Source organism: Pseudomonas sp. MB-090624 (assembly GCF_003205245.1).
Taxonomy (GTDB): domain Bacteria; phylum Pseudomonadota; class Gammaproteobacteria; order Pseudomonadales; family Pseudomonadaceae; genus Aquipseudomonas; species Aquipseudomonas juntendi.
Window position 1 is genome coordinate 14,604 of sequence record NZ_QJRK01000048.1, and the last position, 20,833, is coordinate 35,436.

Below are 20,833 nucleotides of genomic sequence, written 5' to 3' on the forward strand. Positions count from 1 at the left end.
ATAGGCACCCTCTCGACATACCCGGAATACGCAATGACCAGATCTTCCGTCTTTGGTGCGCTCGGGCTGGCCCTGGTGCTGGCGGGCGTGAGCGGTTGTTCCTCGAAAAAAGCGGCCGTCTACGAGCACGAGAACTTCGCTGACTCGGGTACGTTCTCGCGCAGTTTCCCAGTAAGCGATGCCGGCTCTTGCGAGGCGGCGCGGCGCGCCTTGCTCAGCCAGGGCTACATCATCACCAGCAGCGGTGCCAACCAGGTAGTGGGCAACAAGAGCTTCCAGCAGAACAGCGAAAACCACCTGCAGATCAGCTTTAACGTTACCTGCGCGCCAGACGCGAGTGACGACCAGCACTCGACCATGTTCGCCAACGCCCTGCAGGACCGCTACGCGCTGAAAAAGTCCAACACCTCGGCCAGCCTGGGCGTGGGCGTGCTGGGGTCGGTGTCGATGCCGATTGGCTCCAGCGACGACTCGATGGTCAAGGTCGCGAGCGAGACGGTAACGGCGGCGCAATTCTACGATCGCTATTTTGCCTTGGTGGAAAGTTACCTGCCCAAGCCGAAGAAGGTCAGCAAAGCCAAGGTCGAAGCGCCAAAAGTGGAAAAGCCGGCGGTTACCCTGGGGCTGCCGGAGCAAGCGGCGGCGAACCCGCTGGCACCGACCCCAGCGGCAGCAGCGCCGGCGCCCGCTGCTGAAACTACGCCCGCCGCGCAGGCCGCGCCTGTCACCGAAGCGCAGCCCGCGCCAGCAGCGGCTGCCCCAGCCACGGAGGCGCCAGTGGCACCCGTGGTGGATGACAGCCAAGGTTCGCAGCCGCTGGCACCGCCGCCCGAAGCGGCGCCGATTCAGGTGCAGCAGGAAGCGCAGCCGGCCGAGGCAGCCACGGCCACGCCTTGATGCTTTGGCAGTGCTGGCCGCTGGCGAGCCCTGTCATACCCACAGGGCCAGCAGCGCGGCGGCCAATGCAGGCGGCATCACCAGCGCACCCAGGCACAGAAAACGCCATGCGCTGACATGCTCCCCCTCCCGGCGGATCGCCACCAGCCACAACAGGGTAGCCAGGGAGCCGGTAATCGACAGGTTCGGCCCCAGGTCGACGCCGATCAGCAAGGCTGCAGTGGTTTGCTGGGGCAGCGCCACCAGCGAGCCCATGGACCCGGCGATCAACCCGGTGGGCAGGTTGTTCATCAGGTTGCTGGCGATCGCTACACCCACGCCGCCGACCCAGCTGGCGGTAACCGGTGTTTGTGCGGACAGGCTGGCCAGTGCCTGGGCGAGGCGTTCGATCAGCCCGGTCTGTGCAACGGCTTCGACCAGGATGAACAGGCCTGCCACCAAGGGCAGCACGCCCCAGGCCACGTGGCGCAGCACCGGCAGTGGGCTGCGTCGCTGCCACAGGTGGATCAGTGCCGTGGTCGCCACCCCGGCACAGAATGTTGGCAGCCCCAGCGCCCGGTCCAGTGCCGAGGCGCCCAGCAGCAACGCGCCGGTGACCACGATGCCCATTGCACACAGGCGGGCGCCAGTCGTCAGGGGCGCGCCGCTCACGCTCAGCGCCAGCGGTTGGCGGATCTGCCGGCGCTGAGTCACCCGCAGCACCCCATAGGTCAGGCAGATTGCGGCCAGGGAAGGCAGGCTGAACTGGCGTAGCCAGTCCAGCAGTGGCGGCATATGGTTGCCGAATACCACCAGGTTGGCAGGGTTGGAGATAGGCAGGACGAAACTCGCGGCGTTGGCGATGAAGGCGCAGATGAACAGGTAGGGCAGTGGGTCGGCCTTGGCGGCCTTGCAAGCGGCATAGACTGCCGGGGTCAGGACCACGGCCGTGGCGTCGTTGGACAGGAACACCGTAACCAGCGTGCCCACCAGGAATACCAGGTCGAACAGCCGTTGCCCGGAACCCCGCGCATGCTGCACGGCATACCGTGCCAGCCAGTCGAACAGGCCTTCCTGGCGAGCGAGTTCGGCCAGTACCATCATGCCGATCAGAAACAGGTAGACGTCACCGCCTTCGGCCACCGCGGCCAGGGCCCGCCGAGGCGTCATCAGGCCAAGACCGACCAGCAGCACCGCCCCGCCCATGGCCCAGACGTACTCCGGAACGCGCCATGGGCGCAAAATGACGCCGCAGGTCGCCAGTGCGGCGACCGCCCAGATGATCAATGCACTTTCACTGACAGGCATAAGGCGCTCAGTTTCCGACAGGTGTTGGCATTGGCGCTGGCAGGCTGCGCGGGTGCGTTTCTGGCAGCGCCACCACTACCAGGATGAAGGCGACCCCGGCGATACCGGCCAGGGTCAGGAACGCCGCATCGTAGCCCGCAGCCTGCACCACCAGCCCGGCGATGCCAGGGCTGAGCGCGGCGCCCAGCCCGAACACCGCGGTCAGCGCGCCAAGGCTCACATTGAATCGGCCGGTGCCTTCGGTCAGGTCCTTGACCACAATCGGGAACAGCGCACCGAAGATCCCGGCGCCGATGCCATCGAGCAGTTGCACGCCTACCAGCCAGAACGGGTTGTCAGACACCACATAGAGCGCCCCGCGAAGCGGCAGTATCAGGAAACCGATCAGCAGGAACGGCTTGCGGCCCCAGTGTTCGGCCTTGGCGCCTACCAGCAGCGCCATGGGCACCATCACCAGTTGCGCGGCAACGATGCAGGCGGAGGTCAGCGGGGTGGCCAGCTGCAGGTCGACCTGCGAGAGCTTCTGGCTGACCAGTGGCAGCATGGCCGCGTTGGCCAGGTGAAACAGCGCGCAACATGCGGCGAATACCAGCAAGGTCCGGTTGTGCAGCAGTAGCCGCAGACCTGCAGGGGCGTCATCACCGCCAGGGCCATGCGCCAGGCCGCGAGCCAGTTGGTGATCGATGGCCGTGGCAGGCGCGCAGCTCACCGCCACCACACTGGCCACGGTCAAGACGGCCATCAGGTAGAACACCACCACCGGGCCGAACAGGTAGGCCAGGCCGCCGGCCAGCAGCGCCGAACAGGCGTTGCCGGCATGGTTGAAGGTTTCGTTGCGGCCTACCCGGCGGGTAAAGGCCTTGGGGCCGCTGATGCCCAAGGATATGGCGGCAATCGCTGGTGCAAAGATCGAGCCCGCCAGGGCACTGATGGTCTGGGTCAGGGCTACCCCGCCGAACGAGGAAATCCACGGCAACAGCAGGCAGCTGCCAGTCACCAGCAGCGCAGCGATCACCACCACGGCACGCTTGGCTTTGGTACGGTCGATCAATGCCCCTGCCGGGGTTTGCGCCAACAGTGCAGCAATGCCCGCCAGGCTCATTACCAGGCCGATGCTTGCCGGTTGCCATTGATGCACCGCCAGCAGGTAGATGGCCAGGTATGGCCCAAGCCCGTCGCGCACATCTGCCAAAAAGAAGTTCAGCCAGTCGAGGGCGCCGTCGGGGGAAGCGGGAGAGCGTGGTTTGGCCAAGATGCAATCTCGAAAGGGATCATGGGAGGAGCGCACCTGCGGTGTGCGCCGGCCGCAACGGACAGGCACACGGCTTCGCCCGGGCCATGCTCGGTGGTCGTTATTCAACTGACAACTGGGCGTAGAAAAGCGCTCCGAAAACCGTACGTGAAACATTCTTAATGGCTGCTTCACGCCGCAGGCGCTTCCCGCTTCGCTAGCATGCCGTGCTTTTACTGCGGAGAAAACTCCAGTGTTTCGAATGTTGTCCTGTGCTGCTGTAATGGCATCTTCATTGACCTGCTCGCTCGCCCAGGCTGCGCCTGCCGAACCGCCAACCCTCACGGTCCTGAGCTCCGGTGGCATCATGGGCGCAATCCGGGAGGTGGCGCCTGCCTACGAGAAGGAATTCGGGGTCAAGCTGCAGGTGCTGGCCGCGCCTTCCATGGGCGAAACGCCACAGGCCATTCCCAACAGGCTTGCCCGTGCCGAGCCGGCGGACGTTGTGCTGATGGTGGGTGCTGCCTTGGACAAGCTGGTGGCGGGTGGCCAGGCTGACAAGAGCAGCCGGGTCGACCTGGGCCAATCATTCATCGCCATGGCCGTGCGCCAAGGCCAGCCCAAGCCGGATATCAGCACCTTGCAGGGCTTGCGCGCCGTACTGCTCAACAGCAAATCGGTGGCGTACTCCGACAGCGCCAGCGGCGTCTACCTGTCCAAGACCCTGTTCCCCGGCATGCACCTGGGTGCTGGCTTCGCGGCCAAGGCCCACATGATTCCTGCCGAGCCGGTAGGCGCTGTGATCGCTCGCGGCCAGGCCGAAATCGGCTTCCAGCAGTTGAGCGAGCTCAAACCCGTCAAGGGCATCGATATCGTTGGCCTGATCCCGGCCGAAGCCCAGAAAATGACCCTGTATTCGGGCGCGGTGGTCAGCAACAGCCAGCACCATGCCGCCGCGCAGGCGCTGCTTGACTACCTGGCATCGCCACAAGCCGACGCAGCGATCGAGGACAGCGGCCTGAAGCCACTGCCCCATTCGCGCGGTTAGCGGCAGGGGGCGGCGCCATCGGGCCTGCTACAGGCTAAGATGCGCAAGGATAGCCCCCTATCGTTGAAAGAGAGCTGTATGGAGTTACGTCAACTTCGCTATTTCCTGAGTGTCCTGGAGCACGGCAGCCTTGGCAGGGCTGCGGTCGAGCTTGGCGTCGGTGCTTCGGCACTGAGCCAGCAATTGTCGAAGCTGGAAAGCGAGGTCTGTACCCGGTTGCTGACGCGCTCGAGCACCGGCGTGTCGCCGACTGCTGCGGGCCTGGCCTTCGAGTACCACGCGCGCCTGGCCCTGCGCCAGGCAGAGCACGCTGTGCTGGCCGCGCAAAGCGGCCGCATGAGCGGCTATGTCAGCGTGGGCCTGGCGCCGACTACAGCGTCGGTGCTGGGCCTGGCGCTGATCGACAAGATGCGTGAACGCTACCCCGACATACGCCTGCACCTGGTGGAGATGCTGTCGGGCTACCTGGTGAACCAGCTCAACGCCAGGCACCTTGACCTTGCGGTGTTGTTCCAGGCAGAAGCGGGGCCGCGGCTGGATGTGAGGCCGCTGCTGACCGAGCGGCTGTTTGCACTCATCCCCGCCGCGCTGGTGCGCCCCGAATGGGGTGAATCGCTGACGTTGCAGCAGATCGCCACGCTGCCCTTGGTGATGCCCAGCACACAGCACGGCTTGCGCGCGACCCTGCGCGCGATCTTCGAGCGTGCCGGGCTGGAGGCCAACATTGTCATGGAAGTCGATGGCCTGTCGCTGCTGATGGATTGCGTTTGTGCGGGCCATGCCGCCACCCTGCAGCCGGGCGCCACGGTGGCCCGGGCGCACCAGGCGGGGTTGCGGGTCTATGCCATTGATGATGCCCAGGCGCAGCGCCGCAATGTGATGGTCAGCCTGGCCGACGACGAGCTGTCACCGGCTGCACTGGCGACCCGGATCGTGCTGCAGGAAGTGGCGCGGGCGCTGGTGGAGCAGGGGCGGTGGCCTGGCGCCCGGCTGCTCTGACGGTGGCCCGCCGCTTGCCCACCCTTTAGAAAAACTGAAGGCCCCCCCGGTGTCATCGCGTTTCGCCCCGCCCGGTCACTGATTAAAGTCCCTGGCCACGAGGAGCAGCCGACCATTCGGCGCTTCGTGACCTGGAGGCGAAATGATCGATGTGCTAGTCATCGGAGGGGGTAATGCCGCCCTCTGTGCCGCGCTGATGGCGCGCGAGGCCGGAGCCAGCGTGCTGCTGCTCGAAGCCGCACCCCGCGCCTGGCGTGGTGGCAATTCCCAACACACGCGCAACCTGCGCTGCATGCATGACGCCCCGCAGGATGTGCTGGTCGAGGCATACCCGGAAGAGGAGTTCTGGCAGGACCTGCTCAAGGTCACCGGGGGCCAGACCGACGAAAAGCTCGCGCGCCTGGTGATCCGTGCCTCTGCCAGTTGCCGGGGCTGGATGCGCCGGCATGGCGTGCATTTTCAGCCTTCCTTGTCCGGTGCGCTGCACACTGCCCGCACCAACGCGTTTTTCATGGGGGGTGGCAAGGCGCTGGTCAATGCCTATTTCCGCAGCGCCGAAGCGCTGGGCGTGCAGATACGCTACGACACGCCTGTGGCCGACATCGAGCTGGACAACGGCCGCTTCGTTGCGGCCCATGTGCCGGCGCGCGAGGTTCAGGGGCGCACCCTGCCGGGCGAACGTATCGAGGCGCGCAGTTGTGTGCTGGCGGCCGGTGGCTTCGAGTCCAACCGCCAGTGGTTGCGCGATGCCTGGGGGCAGAACGAGCGGGGCGAATGGCCTGCGGACCACTTCCTGATTCGTGGTACGCGGTTCAACGAAGGGGTGCTGTTGCGCCGCATGATCGAACAGGGTGCCGACACCATCGGCGACCCCACGCAAGCGCACATGGTGGCGATCGACGCCCGGGCGCCGCTTTACGACGGCGGCATCTGCACGCGTATCGACTGTGTGTCGCTGGGGGTGGTGGTCAACCGCGACGGCCAGCGCTTTTACGATGAAGGCGAGGATTTCTGGCCCAAGCGCTATGCCATCTGGGGCCGGCTGGTGGCTCAGCAGCCAGGGCAGGTGGGCTTCTCGATCATTGACCAGAAAGCCCTAGGTCGTTTCATGCCGCCAGTGTTCCCGGGCGCCCGCGCCGACACCCTGGAGGGGCTGGCGGCGTTGCTCGGTTTGCCCGTGCCGGCCTTCGTCGAGACGGTGCAGGCCTACAACCGCGCCTGCCGGGTCGGCAGCTTCGATCACACCCGCCTGGACGACTGCCACACCCAAGGCCTGCAACCGGTGAAAAGCCACTGGGCTTGGCCGCTCGACACGCCGCCTTACTACGGCTACCCGCTGCGCCCCGGCGTGACCTTCACCTACCTGGGGCTGCGCACCGATGAAACGGCGGCCGTGCATTTTGCCGGTCGGCCCAGCCCCAACCTGTTCGTCGCCGGCGAAATGATGGCGGGCAATGTGCTGGGCAAGGGCTACACGGCAGGTGTCGGCATGTCCATCGGCACTGCCTTCGGCCGCATCGCCGGCACCAGCGCCGCTGCTGCAACCGGCCACGACCATCCAGAACACGAGAACGACCATGACCGCGCAACTGCCTGAAGCACGCCAGCCCGTCGCCCAACCCGCAGCACTCGAACTGATACCTGCGCTGAACCTGGAAGAGCAGGAAGTCGACCGGCAAATGCGTATCTGCAATGCCTGCCGCTACTGCGAGGGCTTTTGTGCCGTATTCCCGGCAATGACCCGTCGGCTTGAGTTCGGCAAGGCCGACATCCACTACCTGGCCAACCTGTGCCACAACTGTGGGGCCTGCCTGCATGCCTGCCAGTACGCCGCCCCCCACGAATTTGCCGTGAACGTACCCCAGGCCATGGCCAAGGTGCGTGGCCAGACCTACGCCGAGTATGCCTGGCCGGCCCGCTTCGGCCGGCTGTATCAGCACAACGGCACCTACGTCGCCGTTGCCCTGTCGCTGGCCCTATCGCTGTTCCTGCTGCTGACCTTGTGGCTCAACGGCACGTTGTTGCCGGGGCGGCTGGCCGGCAACTTCTACGCGGTATTCCCGCACAACACCCTGGCATTGATGTTCGGTGGGGTATTCGCTGCGGCGGGCCTGGCGCTTGGGGTGGCGGTACGTCGCTTCTGGCGCGCTGTCTCGCCTGCAAACGCCCAGGCGCAACCCGCCCAAGGCGCCGTGCTGGAGGCAACCAGCGCGGTGTTGACCTTGAAGTACCTGGACGGTGGCCACGGCCAGGGCTGCAACAATGCCGATGACCGCTACACGCTGTGGCGCCGGCGCTTCCATCACATGACCTTCTACGGCTTCATGCTGTGCTTTGCCGCCACGGTGGTCGCTACCGGCTACCACTACCTGCTGGGCCAGCAGGCGCCATACCCGCTGCTCAGCGCGCCGGTGCTGCTGGGTACCCTGGGAGGTATCGGCCTGATCGTCGGCCCGCTCGGGTTGCTGGCGCTGAACCTGCGCCGGGCCCCGGAGCAGGGCGACGTCGCCCAGCGCCCCATGGACCGTGCCTTCATCCTGCTCCTGCTGCTGGTCAGCGCCAGTGGCCTTGCCTTGCTGGGCCTGCGTGATACCGCAGCAATGGCGATCGTGCTGGCGCTGCACCTGGGTACGGTCATGGCGCTGTTCATCACGTTGCCCTATGGCAAGTTCGCCCATGGGCTGTTCCGCTCGGCGGCCCTGCTCAAGTTCGCCATCGAGAAGCGCCGCCCCAACACCCTCGGCCTGGGCGGGGAATGACGATGAGTGCTGCCGCCCTGCACCCCTCGCTGCACCCAGGCCAACGCCAGGCTGACCGGTCAGCGGTTGGGCCACTTCTCCAGCAGGATCGAGACGAATTTTTCCGCCGCCGGCGACAGCGAGGCGCCACGCCGGTAGACCAGGCCCAGGGTGCGAGTGACCTCGGGCTCGGTCAGCGGCACGCTGACCAGCGTCGGGTGGTCGGCGTTGGGCATGGCCAGGCTGGGCATGGCCGACACGCCCAGCCCGGCTTCGACCATGCCCAGCGAGGTGGACAGGTGCTGCACTTCATAAAACCACTTGGGCCGCAGGTTGAGCCCGGACAGGGCGTGGTCCAGCAGCATTCGGTTGCCGCTCAGCCGGCCCACGCCAATCAGGCGGTAGTCGGCCAGTTCCGTCCAGGTCACGCAATCCCGGTTTGCCAGCTTGTGGTCGCGACGGCAGGCCAGCACGAAATGCTCCTGTACCAGCGAGACGAACTCGATGTCCGGGTGCTGGCCGCTCATCATGTTGATGCCGAAGTCGGCTTCACCGCGCAGCACGGCTTCAAGCCCGTCGTTGGCACTGAGGTCAAGCAGGCGGATACGGATCTTCGGGTATTGCTCGTTGTAGTCGCGAATCACCGACGGCAGGAAATAGAACGCGGCGGTGGGGATGCAGGCCAGGGTCACCTGGCCGGTCTGGCGCTCGGCCAGCTCGCGAATGCTCAGGATCGAGTCTTCGAAGTCATCCAGCAGGCGCCTGGCCTTGGGCAGGAAGTCGCGCCCGACACTGGTCAGGCTGACGCGACGGGTGGTGCGCTCAAGCAGGGACGTGCCCAACCCTTCTTCCAGCTTCTTGATCCGCCGGCTGAGCGCCGGCTGGGACAAGTGCAGCGCTTCCGCAGCCTCGTGGAAACTGCCGAGTTCGGCGATTTTCACGAAAGATCGGATGTCTTGGAGTTCATATTCCATCTCGAATCGCTCTCTGGCCCCGGTGTCTAATTGATGCCTGGATCGGAATAATAGCTACGATATTTGCATTGGATTGATTTATCCATCCCTGTCAATCTTGTGTCCACAACATCAATGATGTCCATTGATCAACAAGAGTGCGAAATCATGCAACGAATTCCTTGCGTACTCATGCGCGGTGGCACCTCCAAGGGGCCGTTTTTCCACGCCTGGGACCTGCCTGCCAACGTGGTCGAGCGCGACGAATTACTGATCAACCTGATGGGCTCCGGGCATGAACTGGAGATCGACGGGATCGGTGGCGGTAGCCCGCAGACCAGCAAGGTGGCGATTGTAAGCCCTTCGCTGCATGCCGACGCTGACGTAGATTACCTGTTCGTGCAGGTCATGGTCGCGCAGCGCAGGGTCGACACCGCCCCTAACTGCGGCAACATGCTGTGCGCCGTTGGCCCGTTCGCCATCGAGCAAGGGTTGGTCAAGGGCCAGGAAGGCAAGACCCTGGTGCGCATCCGCAACCTCAACACCGGAACGTTCGTCAACTCGCTGGTGGAAACCCCCGGCGGGATCGTGCGTTACGAAGGCCGCACGGCGATCGATGGCGTTCCGGGCACTGCCGCCCCGGTGCAGCTGACGTTCCTCGATGCGGTTGGCAGCAAGACCGGCAAGCTGTTCCCGACCGGCCAGGCCACGGACGTGATTGACGGCGTACCGGTCACCTGCATCGACATGGCCATGCCGATGATGGTGGTCGAGGCCAGCCAGCTCGGTGTCACCGGTTCGGAAACGCCTGCCGAACTCGATGCCAACGAAGACCTGCTCAAGCGCCTGGAAGCGCTGCGCCTGAAGGCCGGCAAGGCCATGGGCCTGGGCGATGTCAGCGGGATGGTCATCCCCAAGCCGGTGTTGGTTTCCAAGCCGCGCTATGACGGCACCCTGCAGGTTCGCTACTTCATGCCGCACAGCTGCCACCGCGCGCTGGCCATTACAGGTTCGATCGGGTTGGCCACTGCCTGTGTCAGCCCTGGCACCGTGATCGGTGAACTGCTGGGCGAGGGCGCCGAGCAATTGACCGAAGTGCGCCTGGAACACCCAAGCGGTGGCATCGATGTGGCATTGTCGCGCACCGGCGCCGATGGCAAGACCATCCAGGCCTCGGTGGTGCGAACTGCCCGACGGTTGTTCTCAGGTTTCGTTTACGCCCCTACATTCCGCAGATTGGCCGGGTAACTCTGGCAGCCGTTCAGCTCCAAACATTTGCAACAAGCGCATCCGCACAATTTCAACAATGGGTGATGCCTCATGAGACTCGCCAAATCGCTGTACTTTCAGATCCTCTGCGCCGTCCTGCTGGGCGTAGTGGTCGGCCACTTCTGGGCGCAACAGGCCGTTGCGCTCAAGCCGCTGGGTGATGCTTTCATCAAGCTGATCAAGATGATGATTGCCCCGGTGGTGTTCTGCACCATCGTCACCGGTATCGCCGGCATGACCGACAAGCGCTCCCTGGGGCGCTTGATGAGCAAGACGTTGCTGTTGTTCCTGGGCCTGACCCTGGTCAGCCTGATGATCGGCCTGGCGGCGGTGTACCTGTTCCGCCCGGGCGTCGGCATGAACATCGACCCTGCGACCCTCAGCACTGCCGGGCTGAGCCAGTACGCTGCGTCGGCGGCCAAGCTCAGCGTGGTCGACTTCTTCATGCACATCATCCCGGACACCTTCATCGGTGCGTTCAACAAGGGTGAGGTGCTGCCGGTGCTGTTCATCGCCGTGCTCAGCGGTTTTGCCCTGTCGTCCATGGGCGAGAAGGGCAAGCCGGTACTGAATGTGCTGGAATCGGCCTCGACCATGGTGTTCCGCATCTTCGGCTACCTGATGCGCTTCGCCCCCATCGGCGCCTTCGGTGCACTGGCGTTCACGGTCGGCCAGTACGGCGTGACCTCGCTGGGTGCCTTGGCCAAGCTGGTCGGTACGCTGTACATCGCCTGTGCGTTCTTCGTGCTGGTGGTGCTCGGCGGCATCTGCCGTGCGTATGGCTTCAGCCTGTGGAAGCTGCTGCGCTACTTCCGCGAGGAATTCCTGGTGGTACTCGGCACGTCCTCCACCGAGCCGGTGCTGCCGCGCATGCTGGAGAAGCTGGAGAAACTGGGCTGCAAGAAGGGCGTGGTCGGGCTGGTGCTGCCGACTGGCTATTCCTTCAACCTCGACGGCACGGCCATCTACCTGTCGCTGGCCGCGGTGTTCATCGCCCAGGCCTGCAACATCGACCTGACCCTTGGCCAGACGGTGACCATGCTGGCGATCATGCTGCTGTCGTCCAAAGGGGCAGCAGGCGTGACCGGCAGTGGTTTCGTGGCCCTGGCCTCGACCCTCACCGTGATTCACGACATCCCGCTGGCCGGGCTTGCCTTGCTGATCGGTATCGACCGCTTCATGTCCGAAGCGCGCGCCCTGACCAGCCTGGCCAGCAACGCCGTCGCGACCGTGGTCATCTCCTTGTCGGAGAATGCCTGTGACCGGAAAACGCTGCTGCGCCGCCTGAACGGGATCCCGGCCGCTGCAGACGAAACCGACACGGCGCAGGCCGACTGGGCTGCAGAGCCTCGGCACCACGGCTGAATACCTTTTCCATCTGTCCTCGCTGACTTGAAATCCCACCCAGCACCCTGACGGTGCGGGTGGGGTAGGGGGCCGTCTGCCCTGCTGGCGGCCGCAACACAGTAAAAACAAGAGAAAAAACCATGCTCGCACTCCTGGGCCTGATCATGGTGGTGACCTTCACCTACCTGATCATGAGTAAACGCCTGTCACCCATCGTGGCGCTCACCGTCGTACCGATTGTCTTTGCAGTGATCGGTGGCTTTGCCCCCGAACTGGGCAAGATGATGCTCGATGGCTTGAAAATGGTGGCACCGTCAGCCGCACTGCTGTTGTTCGCCATCCTGTTCTTCGGCCTGATGATCGATGCCGGCCTGTTCGACCCGCTGATCCGCAAGATCCTCAAGCGCGTCAATGGCGACCCGGTCAAGATCGCCATCGGCACCGCGCTATTGTCGCTGGTGGTAGCGCTGGACGGTGACGGCACCACCACGTACATGATCACGTGCGCTGCCATGCTGCCGTTGTACCGGCGCATCGGCATGAACCCGATGATCCTGGCCACGGTATCGATGCTGTCGCTGAGTATCATGAGTGGCATGAGCCCCTGGGGCGGGCCGGCGACCCGAGCCATCGCCGCGTTGGGCCTGGACGCCACCGAATACTTCATCCCGATGTTGCCGACCGTGATCGGTGGCGCTGCCTGGGTGGTGTTCACCGCCTTCCTGCTGGGCCGTGCCGAGCGTCGCCGCATCGGGAACACCGCCCTGGAGTCGGGTGGTGGCAATTGCTACATCAAGGAAATCCTCGGCGACGCTCCCCACAAGCGTCCACGCCTGGCCTATGTGAACCTGGCCCTGGTGATCGCCGTGATGACCGCGTTGGTATTCGGGGTAATGCACGCAGCGATCCTCTTCATGATCGGCTTCGTCGCCGCGCTGATGATCAACTACCCACAACTGGACCTGCAGAAAGAACGCATCCTCGCCCATTCGGGCAATGCCATGACCGTGGTGTTGCTGGTATTTGCCGCAGGCATCTTCGCCGGGATCTTCTCGGGCACCAAGATGGTCGACGCCCTGGCGCAGACCCTGGTCGACTGGATTCCTGCCGCCTGGAGCCACTGGTTCCCGCTGGTGGTGGCCCTGACCAGCATGCCGCTGACCTTCGTGCTGTCCAATGATGCCTACTACTTTGGCGTGGTACCGATCCTGGCCAATGCCGCGACTGCCTACGGCATCGACCCGATTGAAATCGCCCGCGCCTCGGTACTGGGCCAGCCGGTGCACCTGATGAGCCCACTGGTGGCCTCGACCCTGCTGTTGGTGGGGATGGTCGACCGCGACATCGGTGATTTCCAGAAAGCCACGGTGAAATGGGCGGTGCTCACATCGTTGGTGATCACTGCGCTGGCGCTGGCCACCGGTGCCTTGTCCTTCTTCGTCTGAACTGCTTCGGGCGCCGACCGGCGCCCCGCTCACCCAAAAACAACAATAGAGTATCAATCATGTCCCGAGCTGTTTTCCGTGGGGCCACCTGTGGCCTGCTGTGCGGCTGGCTGCCTGTGGCCGGCGCCGCCGGTTTTGTCGACGATAGCAAGCTGAAGCTGCAACTGCGCAATGTGTACTTCAACGAAAACTTCCGCGACGAACAGGGCATGAGCCCGCGCGCCGCCGCCACCGCCAAGAGCGAGCGGGTGGAATGGGCGCAGGGCTTCCTGCTCGACTATCAGTCCGGCTTCACCCAGGGCCCTCTGGGGCTGGGGCTCGACGCCATGGGGCTGCTCGGCGTGCGGCTCGATTCGGGCCGCGGCCGCAGCGGTACCGGTTTGCTGCCCACGCATGACGATGGCCGCGCCGCAGACGAGTTTGCCAGTGCCGGCGTGACGGCCAAGGCGCGCCTGGGGCAGACCGTGGTCAAGCATGGCACCTTGCTGCCGAAAACCCCGGTGCTGATCTACAACGATGCACGCTTGTTGCCGCAAACCTACCAGGGCACCCAGCTGACCAGCACCGACATCGACAACCTGACCCTGACTGCCGGGCACCTGAACCGCTTCAAGCTGCGCGATTCCTCTGACAGCACTGGCCTGTACATGGACGGCTACAGCGGTGACGAGTCTGGCGATTTCAACTTTGCCGGCGCCGATTACGCCGTCAACAAGCAGTTGAAGTTGAGCTATTTCCACGGCCAGCTGGAACACTTCTACCGCCAGGACTTTGCCGGCCTGATCTACGACCTGCCCTTGGCCGGCGGCGTGCTCACCACCGACTTGCGCTATTTCAACAGCCGCGACAGCGGCGCTGCCCAGGGCGGCGAAATCGACAATGACATGTTCAGCGGGCAACTGTCGTACACCCACTCCGGGCACACGTTCGGGGGTGGCTACCAGGTGCTCGACGGCAAGGCCGGGCTGCCCTACATCACCGGCGCCACGGTGTACTCGTTCAGTAACGTGGGTATCGGCAAGTTCATCGAGGAAGAAGAGAAAACCTGGATGGCCAGCTATGCCTACAACTTCGCCGCCGCGGGCATCCCAGGGCTGACCTTCATGACCCGCTACCTCAGCGGGGATAACGGGCGCTCGGCTGACGCTGGGCTGAGCGAGTGGGAGCGCGACATGGAGCTTGCCTACGTGGTGCAATCCGGGCCGGTCAAGGGCCTTGGGGTGAAGCTGCGCAACTACGTGTACCGCTCCGACTTTTCCCGCGGGCGTGACAGCAACCGCATCTACCTGACCTACGACATCGCCCTCTGGTAAGGGCTGAGCCTGAGTGGCCGGCCGCGCCGGGGCGACGTGCAGGCGCTTGCGGGCGGCCATGTGGGTTCAGGTGTTGGTCGGCATGTTTGCCCCAGGCATGCTGCCGTGGCCCAGGTTGCGTTCGACGTGGCGCACGGTTTTTGCCAATGTGTGTTTGATGTCCGGGTGAGTGAGCTGATACCTGCGTTCCAGTTGCTCGCTGAAACTCAGGTCGAAGCGCTGCGGCTGGATGAAGTTCAGCGACTCGGGGCTGATTGCCAGGCGCGTCGCTAACCCGGGAATTGCCAACAAGCACTTCAGCACGCCTATCGGCACATGGTGGCGCGGGGCTTTTACCTCCAGGGTGGCGGCGATGTCCTCCAGCAAGCCTTGCAGGTTAGGGGTGTGCGGGTCGAGTGCAAGCACCTGGCGGTTGGCCATTGAAGGGTCGAATGCCACGCAGGCCATCAGGGTAACCAGGTAGTCGACGCTGACCAGTGGCAGCCAATGGTTGGGCGAGCCCGGAATGGCCTTGAACCGGCCCAACGCCAGGCCGCTAATCAGCGCTGCCAACGGCTGGCCGTCGAGGATGTGCCCGCGCACACTGTCGCCGCAGACCGTGGCAGGGTGAACGATCGAGTACGCTGCGCCCGCACCCTGCATGTAGCGGATGACAGCGTAATGCGCTTCCAGCTTGCTCGCCTCATAACCGCCTGCGCGGCGGTAAACCGCGGGCCAGTCGGTATGTTCCGGGTGCTCGTGATCCACTCCGATGCTGGCCAGGTGGCTGAAATTCTGCAGCATGTAGCCGCCCACCATCAGCAGGCGGGTGCCCTGGCTAGCCGCCAACTGCGCGACCCGCAGCGCACCTTGCACATTCACGGCACGGGCATGTTCCAGGGAAAGCCCCCAGGTGAAGTGCGCCGCGAGGTGGAACACCACTGCGGCAGCCGACACGCGTTGGCGGTCGGCTTCGCTGAGCCCCAGTCCCTCTGTGCCGATATCGCCGGCAACTGCCTGTACGCCTGCAGGCTTGCCCCCCAGGCGGCCTACCTGTTCACGGAGCCGGGCGAGGTTTTCCGGGTGGCGCATCAGCACCCGCACGGTGTGCCCGGTGGCGGTGAGCCGCGCCAGTAGATGCTGGCCGATAAAACCACTGCCGCCGGTAACGAAGCATTCCACGCTCATGTCAGTTTCCTTGTCTGCAAGATGGGCGCAGGTTAGGGTGTAGAGCGCACTCTAAGGTCAAGGGGTTTTGTGCCATGAACATCGGGGAGCTGGAGCGCCGCAGCGGCGTCGGCCGCCATGCGTTGCGCTATTACGAGCAGCTCGGGCTGATCGTGGCCCAGCGGCAAGCCAACAATTATCGCAGCTACAGCGAGCAGGCCGTCGCTGACCTGAACTTCGTGCAAACTGCCCAGCGGGGCGGTTTCACGCTTGCCGAAATAGGGGAGATACTGGCTGCCAGGCGCGGCAATACCCTCGATTGCGTGCAGGGTGCACTGCTGGTCACTGGCAAAATGGCTGAAATCCAGGCCAAGATGCAGACGCTGCAGGCCGCGTATGAGGTGCTTGATAGCGAGCGTGCCAAGCTCGTCGCCAGTGCTATTGCGACTGGGCTGACAATTCCTGAAAACATTTCCGCTGGCGCCTGAACGCCTGTCCCCCTAAAAAGGATTTTGTGGTACTCGAGCAGCGTTGCATCGCGTCTTCACCGGAACGATGGCCGCGTTGCCCGATCATAAGCTTGTCATCATTGCGTCATGCCACTGGCTTAGCATGACGGCGATAACTACGAAGATGAAATGAGTAAAGAGGGAGCAGGACCATGGATGAATACCAGGAAGAACTACTCGAATCCCAAGCCTACGAGCTGGACACCCCGGAACCGGCCGACGACGCCACCGAGCTTTGACCTGCCCGCCGCTGGCTGCGGCGAAACTCTCCCGGCGTAAGGCCCGTCCAGCGCTTGAACGCGCGCTGGAAGGCCTCGGCCGAAGCGAACCCCAATAAATAAGCAATCTCGCCGAACGCCAGTTCCGTATCACGGATGTAGGTCTCGGCCAGGTCGCGTCGTGTTTCATTGAGCAGGTCACGGAACCGCGTGCCTTCTTCGGCCAGCTTGCGCCGCAGTGTCCAGGTGGGCAACTGCAAGTGCAGGGCTACCTCGACCAGGTCCGGTTCGCGGCCACCGTTGAGCAATGGGCCAAGCAGGTGGGTGATGCGCTCACCCAGGCTGCGCACCCGCGTGCGCTGCAGCATGTCTGCTTCACACAACTGCAGCAGGTGCTGCCAGGTGCTGGGGCAGTGCCTGGGGTTGGCCAACTGCAAGGTGGCGCGGCTCAGGCGCAATTGATTACCGTCGGCAGCGAACTGCACCGGGGTGCTGCACAGCGCCTGGTACTGCGCGGCGTAGGCGGGGGCGGCAAATTCGATTTCGAGGCGCTCGGCCTGCAGCGCAACACCCGCCAGGTCGGCCAGTTGAGCCAGCCAGCCTGCCAGCACCGAGTCCACCACAAAGCGGTTGTAGGCGTTGTAGGGGCTGATGGAGTAGAAACGCAGCCAGGCGCCTTCGGCGTCTTCATGAAAGCTGGACTGGCCGCGGTAGTTGGCGGCGTACAGCGGTTCGAAGCGCAGCAAGGTGCGCGCGGCTTCCCCCACGGTAGGCGCCTGGGCTGCAGTGACCCCCGCCAGGCCCGCCTGGGCCAGCCGGCTCAGGCGGCCCATGTGCAAGCCCAGCGCGGCTTCGCCACATTGTTCGATGGCCGCATGGCCCAGGTGCATGTAGCGCGGGATCGAAAGGCGCGCATTGGCTTCGCTCAGGCGCGGTGCCTCCAGCCCATAGCGGCGCAGCAGCGGTTCGGGGGCGTGTCCCAGTTCGCGCAGGGCTTCGATCAGCGGCTGAACAAAGCCGACCGACAGCTCGCCCAGGCGCACGCGGGGGCGGGCCATTGCCTTACAACCACAGGTTCAGCAGGCGGGCGCCAGGGCTCGGCGTGCCTGCCAGCAACTCACCCGCCTGGCGGGCGAAGCCTTGGCCGTCACTGCCGTGTTCCCAGAACTGCCCCCGCATGAACACGCTCATGCTGCTGACCCTGGCCCCGGCCGCCTCGGTCAGGCGTTGCCAGGCCGTTTGCTCACTGACCTGGCCGCGCTGCACGGCCAGCCCGGCACTGGCCGCCTGGTGGCGGTTGCCACGCCAGGGGGCTTGCCAGCTGCCTTTGCCGCTGAGAAACACCGGGTTGGCCACCAACTGCACGCCCTGGCTGGCCAGTTGCTGATGGTTCTGCGGGTACCAGCTGTCACTGCCCACCAGCACGCCCAGGCGCCCGGCGGGGGTTTGCACGACCTGCAGCGGATAATCGCGGCCCTCCTGCACATAACGGCGCATGTCACTGTCGGGGTATTGCTGGCGTTGCGGTTGGCCGAGCAGGGAACCGTCACCGGCGAACACCACGCTGCTGTTGAACAGTGCGCCACGCCCGGCATGCAGCACGCCTTGTTGCACATAGGGGGCCGGCAGCACGATGGAGCCGGCCACCAGGGTCACGCCAAACTCCTTGGCCAGGCCACCGAACAGCTGTTGATAGTCGGCAGCCATCTGCTCGGCCTTCATGCGCAGGTGGGCGTCGGCACGCCGGTCGTCGCCCTCGGCCGCTACCATGGCCAGCGCGTAGCGCAGCGGGTTGCTCAGTTCCAGCCATTGCTGGGCCTCGCGGCTCTGAGTGACCTGGTACAGCTCGTTCTTTTCGCCGCGTGCCCACAGCCAGGTACCGATGTGTTCCGGCAGCACGACCACGGTGCGCGGGCCGACCAGGCCCTGGGCGCGCGCCTGCTCAAGGTAGGCGGCCAGCTTGCGGTGCAGGCGTTGCAGGTTCTGGTAGTCGCTGGGGAACAGCAACGGCTCGATACCCAGCAGGTTGCCGCGGTCCCCCGGCACGCCATGGTTCAACGCCAGTTCGATGCGCAGGTCGGACAGGTAGTGGCCTTCCGGGCGCTGCTGGCTCCAGAAACCGTAGCCGCAGAGCGCGGCGATCATTACCAGCGCCAGGGCGCTTGCCAGAAGTTTTCGCATGAAACAGGACGGCACATTGGCTGACGAAGGCTCTCTAGGGTAAGCGCCCTGTTTGCCAGGATCAATAACTTGTCAGTTTCGATCATTGAGCCAATTCAAACGGCTGTTTAATGTCGCTGACAGACAAACGACGGAGGCCCGCCATTCGGTGAGGCGCCCGCATACCGTGAATCACGCCACCTGGGGACCTTTCCATGGCCGCCGAACGTTACCCGCACCTGCTTGCCCCGCTGGACCTTGGCTTCACCACCTTGCGCAACCGCACCCTGATGGGCTCGATGCACACCGGCCTCGAGGAGCGCCCCGGGGGTTTCGAGCGCATGGCGGCCTACTTTGCCGAGCGTGCCCGGGGCGGCGTTGGCCTGATGGTCACGGGCGGTATTGCGCCCAATGATGAAGGCGGGGTGTATTCCGGCGCGGCCAAACTCAGCACCGAGGCGGAGGCCGACCAGCACCGCATCGTCACCGAGGCGGTGCACGCCGCCGGTGGCAAGATCTGCCTGCAAATCCTGCATGCCGGGCGCTATGCCTATAGCCCACGGCAGGTGGCACCCAGCGCGATACAGGCGCCGATCAACCCGTTCAAGCCCAAGGAGCTGGACGAGCAAGGCATCGAGAAGCAGATCGCCGACTTCGTCAATTGCGCAGTGCTGGCCCAGCGTGCCGGTTACGACGGCGTCGAAATCATGGGTTCGGAAGGTTACTTCATCAACCAGTTTCTCGCCGCCCACACCAACCAGCGCACCGACCGTTGGGGCGGCAGCTACGAAAACCGCATGCGCCTGGCGGTGGAAATCGTCAGCCGGGTACGCGCGGCAGTAGGGCCGAACTTCATCATCATCTTCCGCCTGTCGATGCTCGACCTGGTCGAGGGCGGCAGCGACTGGGCGGAAATCGAGCAGTTGGCCAAGGCCATTGAGCAGGCCGGCGCTACCCTGATCAACACCGGGATCGGCTGGCATGAGGCGCGGATCCCGACCATCGCCACCAAGGTCCCGCGCGCGGCGTTCAGCAAGGTCACGGCCAAGCTGCGGGGTGTGGTGAACATTCCGCTGATTACCACCAACCGCATCAACACCCCGGAAGTGGCCGAGGCGGTGCTGGCCGAAGGGGATGCCGACATGGTTTCGATGGCTCGGCCGTTCCTGGCCGACCCGGATTTCGTCAACAAGGCTGCTGCCGGTCGTGCCGACGAAATCAATACCTGCATCGGTTGCAACCAGGCCTGCCTGGACCACACCTTCGGCGGCAAGCTGACCAGCTGCCTGGTCAACCCGCGGGCCTGCCACGAAACCGAGCTCAATTACCTGCCTGCGCCAGCGCCGAAGCGCATTGCCGTGGTCGGCGCCGGCCCGGCGGGCCTGGCCGCCGCCACCGTTGCCGCCGAGCGCGGGCATCACGTGACGCTGTTCGACGCTGCCAGCGAAATTGGCGGTCAGTTCAATGTCGCCAAGCGCGTCCCGGGCAAGGAAGAGTTCTTCGAAACGCTGCGCTACTTCCGCAACAAGCTGCAAAGCACTGGCGTCGACCTGCACCTCAATACCCGCGTGGATGTGCAGGCGCTGGTGCAGGGCGGCTATGACGAGATCATCCTGGCCACCGGCATTGCCCCGCGTACCCCGGCCATCCCCGGGATCGAGCATGCCAAGGTGCTCAGTTACCTGGATGTACTGCTCGAGCGCAAGCCGGTGGGCAAGGCGGTCGCCGTGATCGGGGCCGGCGGTATCGGCTTTGACGTTTCCGAATACCTGGTGCAGGAAGGGCGGGCCAGCAGCCTGGACCGTGATGCGTTCTGGAAGGAGTGGGGCATCGATACCCGGCTTGAGGCACGCGGCGGCGTTGCCGGCATCAAGGCCGAGCCGCACGCACCGGCGCGGCAGGTGTTCCTGCTGCAGCGCAAGGCATCGAAGGTGGGGGACGGGTTGGGCAAGACCACCGGCTGGATCCACCGTACCGGCTTGAAGAACAAGCGGGTGCAGATGCTCAACAGTGTCGAGTACCTGAGTATAGACGATGCCGGTTTGCACATTCGCGTTGCGGGCGGTGAGCCGCAGCTGTTGGCCGTGGACAACGTCGTGATCTGCGCCGGGCAGGAGCCGCTGCGCGAACTGCAGGATGGGTTGGTGGCTGCGGGGCAATCGGTGCATCTGATCGGGGGCGCCGACGTGGCGGCCGAGCTGGATGCCAAGCGGGCGATCAACCAAGGGTCGCGGCTGGCGGCGCAGCTCTGAGATCAGCCCGGGGCAGCCCAC

Annotated in this window: 17 protein-coding genes; 11 read left to right on the top strand and 6 right to left on the bottom strand. The window is 64.6% G+C overall.

From position 1 onward, the window contains the following. Positions 1 to 33: 33 nt before the first annotated feature. A complete protein-coding gene (locus DMX12_RS23130) occupies positions 34 to 897 on the top strand; it encodes a DUF2242 domain-containing protein (RefSeq protein ID WP_110679542.1) in 864 nt (287 codons plus the stop codon). 33 nt (positions 898 to 930) lie between these two features. Here DMX12_RS23130 and DMX12_RS23135 read toward each other — a convergent pair whose 3' ends face one another. Both DMX12_RS23135 and DMX12_RS23140 read right to left on the bottom strand, forming a co-directional pair. Continuing rightward, positions 931 to 2,184 carry an arsenic transporter gene (locus tag DMX12_RS23135; protein WP_110679543.1) on the bottom strand — a complete coding sequence of 418 codons (1,254 nt, stop codon included), beginning with the start codon at positions 2,182 to 2,184 and terminating at the stop codon, positions 931 to 933. Positions 2,185 to 2,191: 7 nt separating this feature from the next. Next, complete coding sequence (locus DMX12_RS23140) at positions 2,192 to 3,436, bottom strand: MFS transporter (protein ID WP_110679544.1); 1,245 nt, start codon at positions 3,434 to 3,436, stop codon at positions 2,192 to 2,194. A 262-nt stretch (positions 3,437 to 3,698) separates the two neighbouring features. Between DMX12_RS23140 and DMX12_RS23145 the strand changes: the two genes are divergently transcribed. From DMX12_RS23145 to tcuB, 4 genes are all read left to right on the top strand, one after another. Next, the gene (locus tag DMX12_RS23145; protein ID WP_232108614.1) at positions 3,699 to 4,463 is read left to right on the top strand and encodes a substrate-binding domain-containing protein; all 765 of its coding nucleotides are present in this window, start codon (positions 3,699 to 3,701) and stop codon (positions 4,461 to 4,463) included. A 78-nt stretch (positions 4,464 to 4,541) separates the two neighbouring features. Continuing rightward, positions 4,542 to 5,462, top strand: coding sequence for a LysR family transcriptional regulator (locus DMX12_RS23150; protein WP_054905328.1), 921 nt, complete (start codon positions 4,542 to 4,544; stop codon positions 5,460 to 5,462). Positions 5,463 to 5,604: 142 nt separating this feature from the next. Further along, positions 5,605 to 7,059 carry an FAD-dependent tricarballylate dehydrogenase TcuA gene (tcuA, locus tag DMX12_RS23155; protein ID WP_110679546.1) on the top strand — a complete coding sequence of 485 codons (1,455 nt, stop codon included), beginning with the start codon at positions 5,605 to 5,607 and terminating at the stop codon, positions 7,057 to 7,059. Beyond that, positions 7,040 to 8,221, top strand: coding sequence for a tricarballylate utilization 4Fe-4S protein TcuB (gene tcuB / locus DMX12_RS23160; RefSeq protein WP_110679547.1), 1,182 nt, complete (start codon positions 7,040 to 7,042; stop codon positions 8,219 to 8,221). Before tcuA ends, tcuB begins: the two co-directional genes overlap by 20 nt. Positions 8,222 to 8,280: 59 nt before the next feature. Here tcuB and DMX12_RS23165 read toward each other — a convergent pair whose 3' ends face one another. Continuing rightward, positions 8,281 to 9,174, bottom strand: coding sequence for a LysR family transcriptional regulator (locus DMX12_RS23165; protein WP_054912566.1), 894 nt, complete (start codon positions 9,172 to 9,174; stop codon positions 8,281 to 8,283). 147 nt (positions 9,175 to 9,321) lie between these two features. Between DMX12_RS23165 and DMX12_RS23170 the strand changes: the two genes are divergently transcribed. The 4 genes from DMX12_RS23170 to DMX12_RS23185 all read left to right on the top strand — a co-directional run bounded on the left by DMX12_RS23170 (position 9,322) and on the right by DMX12_RS23185 (position 14,527). Beyond that, complete coding sequence (locus DMX12_RS23170) at positions 9,322 to 10,401, top strand: 4-oxalomesaconate tautomerase (protein WP_082416152.1); 1,080 nt, start codon at positions 9,322 to 9,324, stop codon at positions 10,399 to 10,401. Positions 10,402 to 10,473: 72 nt separating this feature from the next. Then, complete coding sequence (gene dctA / locus DMX12_RS23175; protein ID WP_054912565.1) at positions 10,474 to 11,787, top strand: C4-dicarboxylate transporter DctA; 1,314 nt, start codon at positions 10,474 to 10,476, stop codon at positions 11,785 to 11,787. A gap of 122 nt (positions 11,788 to 11,909) precedes the next feature. After that, the gene (locus DMX12_RS23180) at positions 11,910 to 13,214 is read left to right on the top strand and encodes a CitMHS family transporter (RefSeq protein ID WP_054905323.1); all 1,305 of its coding nucleotides are present in this window, start codon (positions 11,910 to 11,912) and stop codon (positions 13,212 to 13,214) included. Positions 13,215 to 13,273: 59 nt separating this feature from the next. Next, positions 13,274 to 14,527 (top strand): OprD family porin, encoded by a 1,254-nt coding sequence (locus tag DMX12_RS23185; RefSeq protein ID WP_054912563.1) that lies wholly within the window; start codon positions 13,274 to 13,276, stop codon positions 14,525 to 14,527. Positions 14,528 to 14,593: 66 nt separating this feature from the next. Here the strand turns inward: DMX12_RS23185 and DMX12_RS23190 are convergent, their stop codons facing one another. Beyond that, positions 14,594 to 15,694: an SDR family oxidoreductase gene (locus DMX12_RS23190; protein ID WP_110679548.1), complete on the bottom strand. Its 1,101-nt coding sequence runs from the start codon at positions 15,692 to 15,694 to the stop codon at positions 14,594 to 14,596. Between the two features lie 74 nt (positions 15,695 to 15,768). On the opposite strand from DMX12_RS23190, the gene DMX12_RS23195 reads away from it, so the two are divergent. Continuing rightward, positions 15,769 to 16,161: a MerR family transcriptional regulator gene (locus tag DMX12_RS23195; RefSeq protein ID WP_110679549.1), complete on the top strand. Its 393-nt coding sequence runs from the start codon at positions 15,769 to 15,771 to the stop codon at positions 16,159 to 16,161. 211 nt (positions 16,162 to 16,372) lie between these two features. Here the strand turns inward: DMX12_RS23195 and DMX12_RS23200 are convergent, their stop codons facing one another. Both DMX12_RS23200 and DMX12_RS23205 read right to left on the bottom strand, forming a co-directional pair. Next, positions 16,373 to 17,458: an AraC family transcriptional regulator gene (locus DMX12_RS23200; protein ID WP_110679550.1), complete on the bottom strand. Its 1,086-nt coding sequence runs from the start codon at positions 17,456 to 17,458 to the stop codon at positions 16,373 to 16,375. 4 nt (positions 17,459 to 17,462) lie between these two features. Continuing rightward, positions 17,463 to 18,581, bottom strand: coding sequence for a carbon-nitrogen hydrolase family protein (locus DMX12_RS23205; protein WP_110679551.1), 1,119 nt, complete (start codon positions 18,579 to 18,581; stop codon positions 17,463 to 17,465). A 194-nt stretch (positions 18,582 to 18,775) separates the two neighbouring features. On the opposite strand from DMX12_RS23205, the gene DMX12_RS23210 reads away from it, so the two are divergent. Further along, on the top strand, positions 18,776 to 20,812 hold the full coding sequence (locus tag DMX12_RS23210) for an NADPH-dependent 2,4-dienoyl-CoA reductase (RefSeq protein ID WP_110679552.1): 2,037 nt from the start codon (positions 18,776 to 18,778) through the stop codon (positions 20,810 to 20,812). The last annotated feature ends 21 nt before the right edge of the window (positions 20,813 to 20,833 follow it).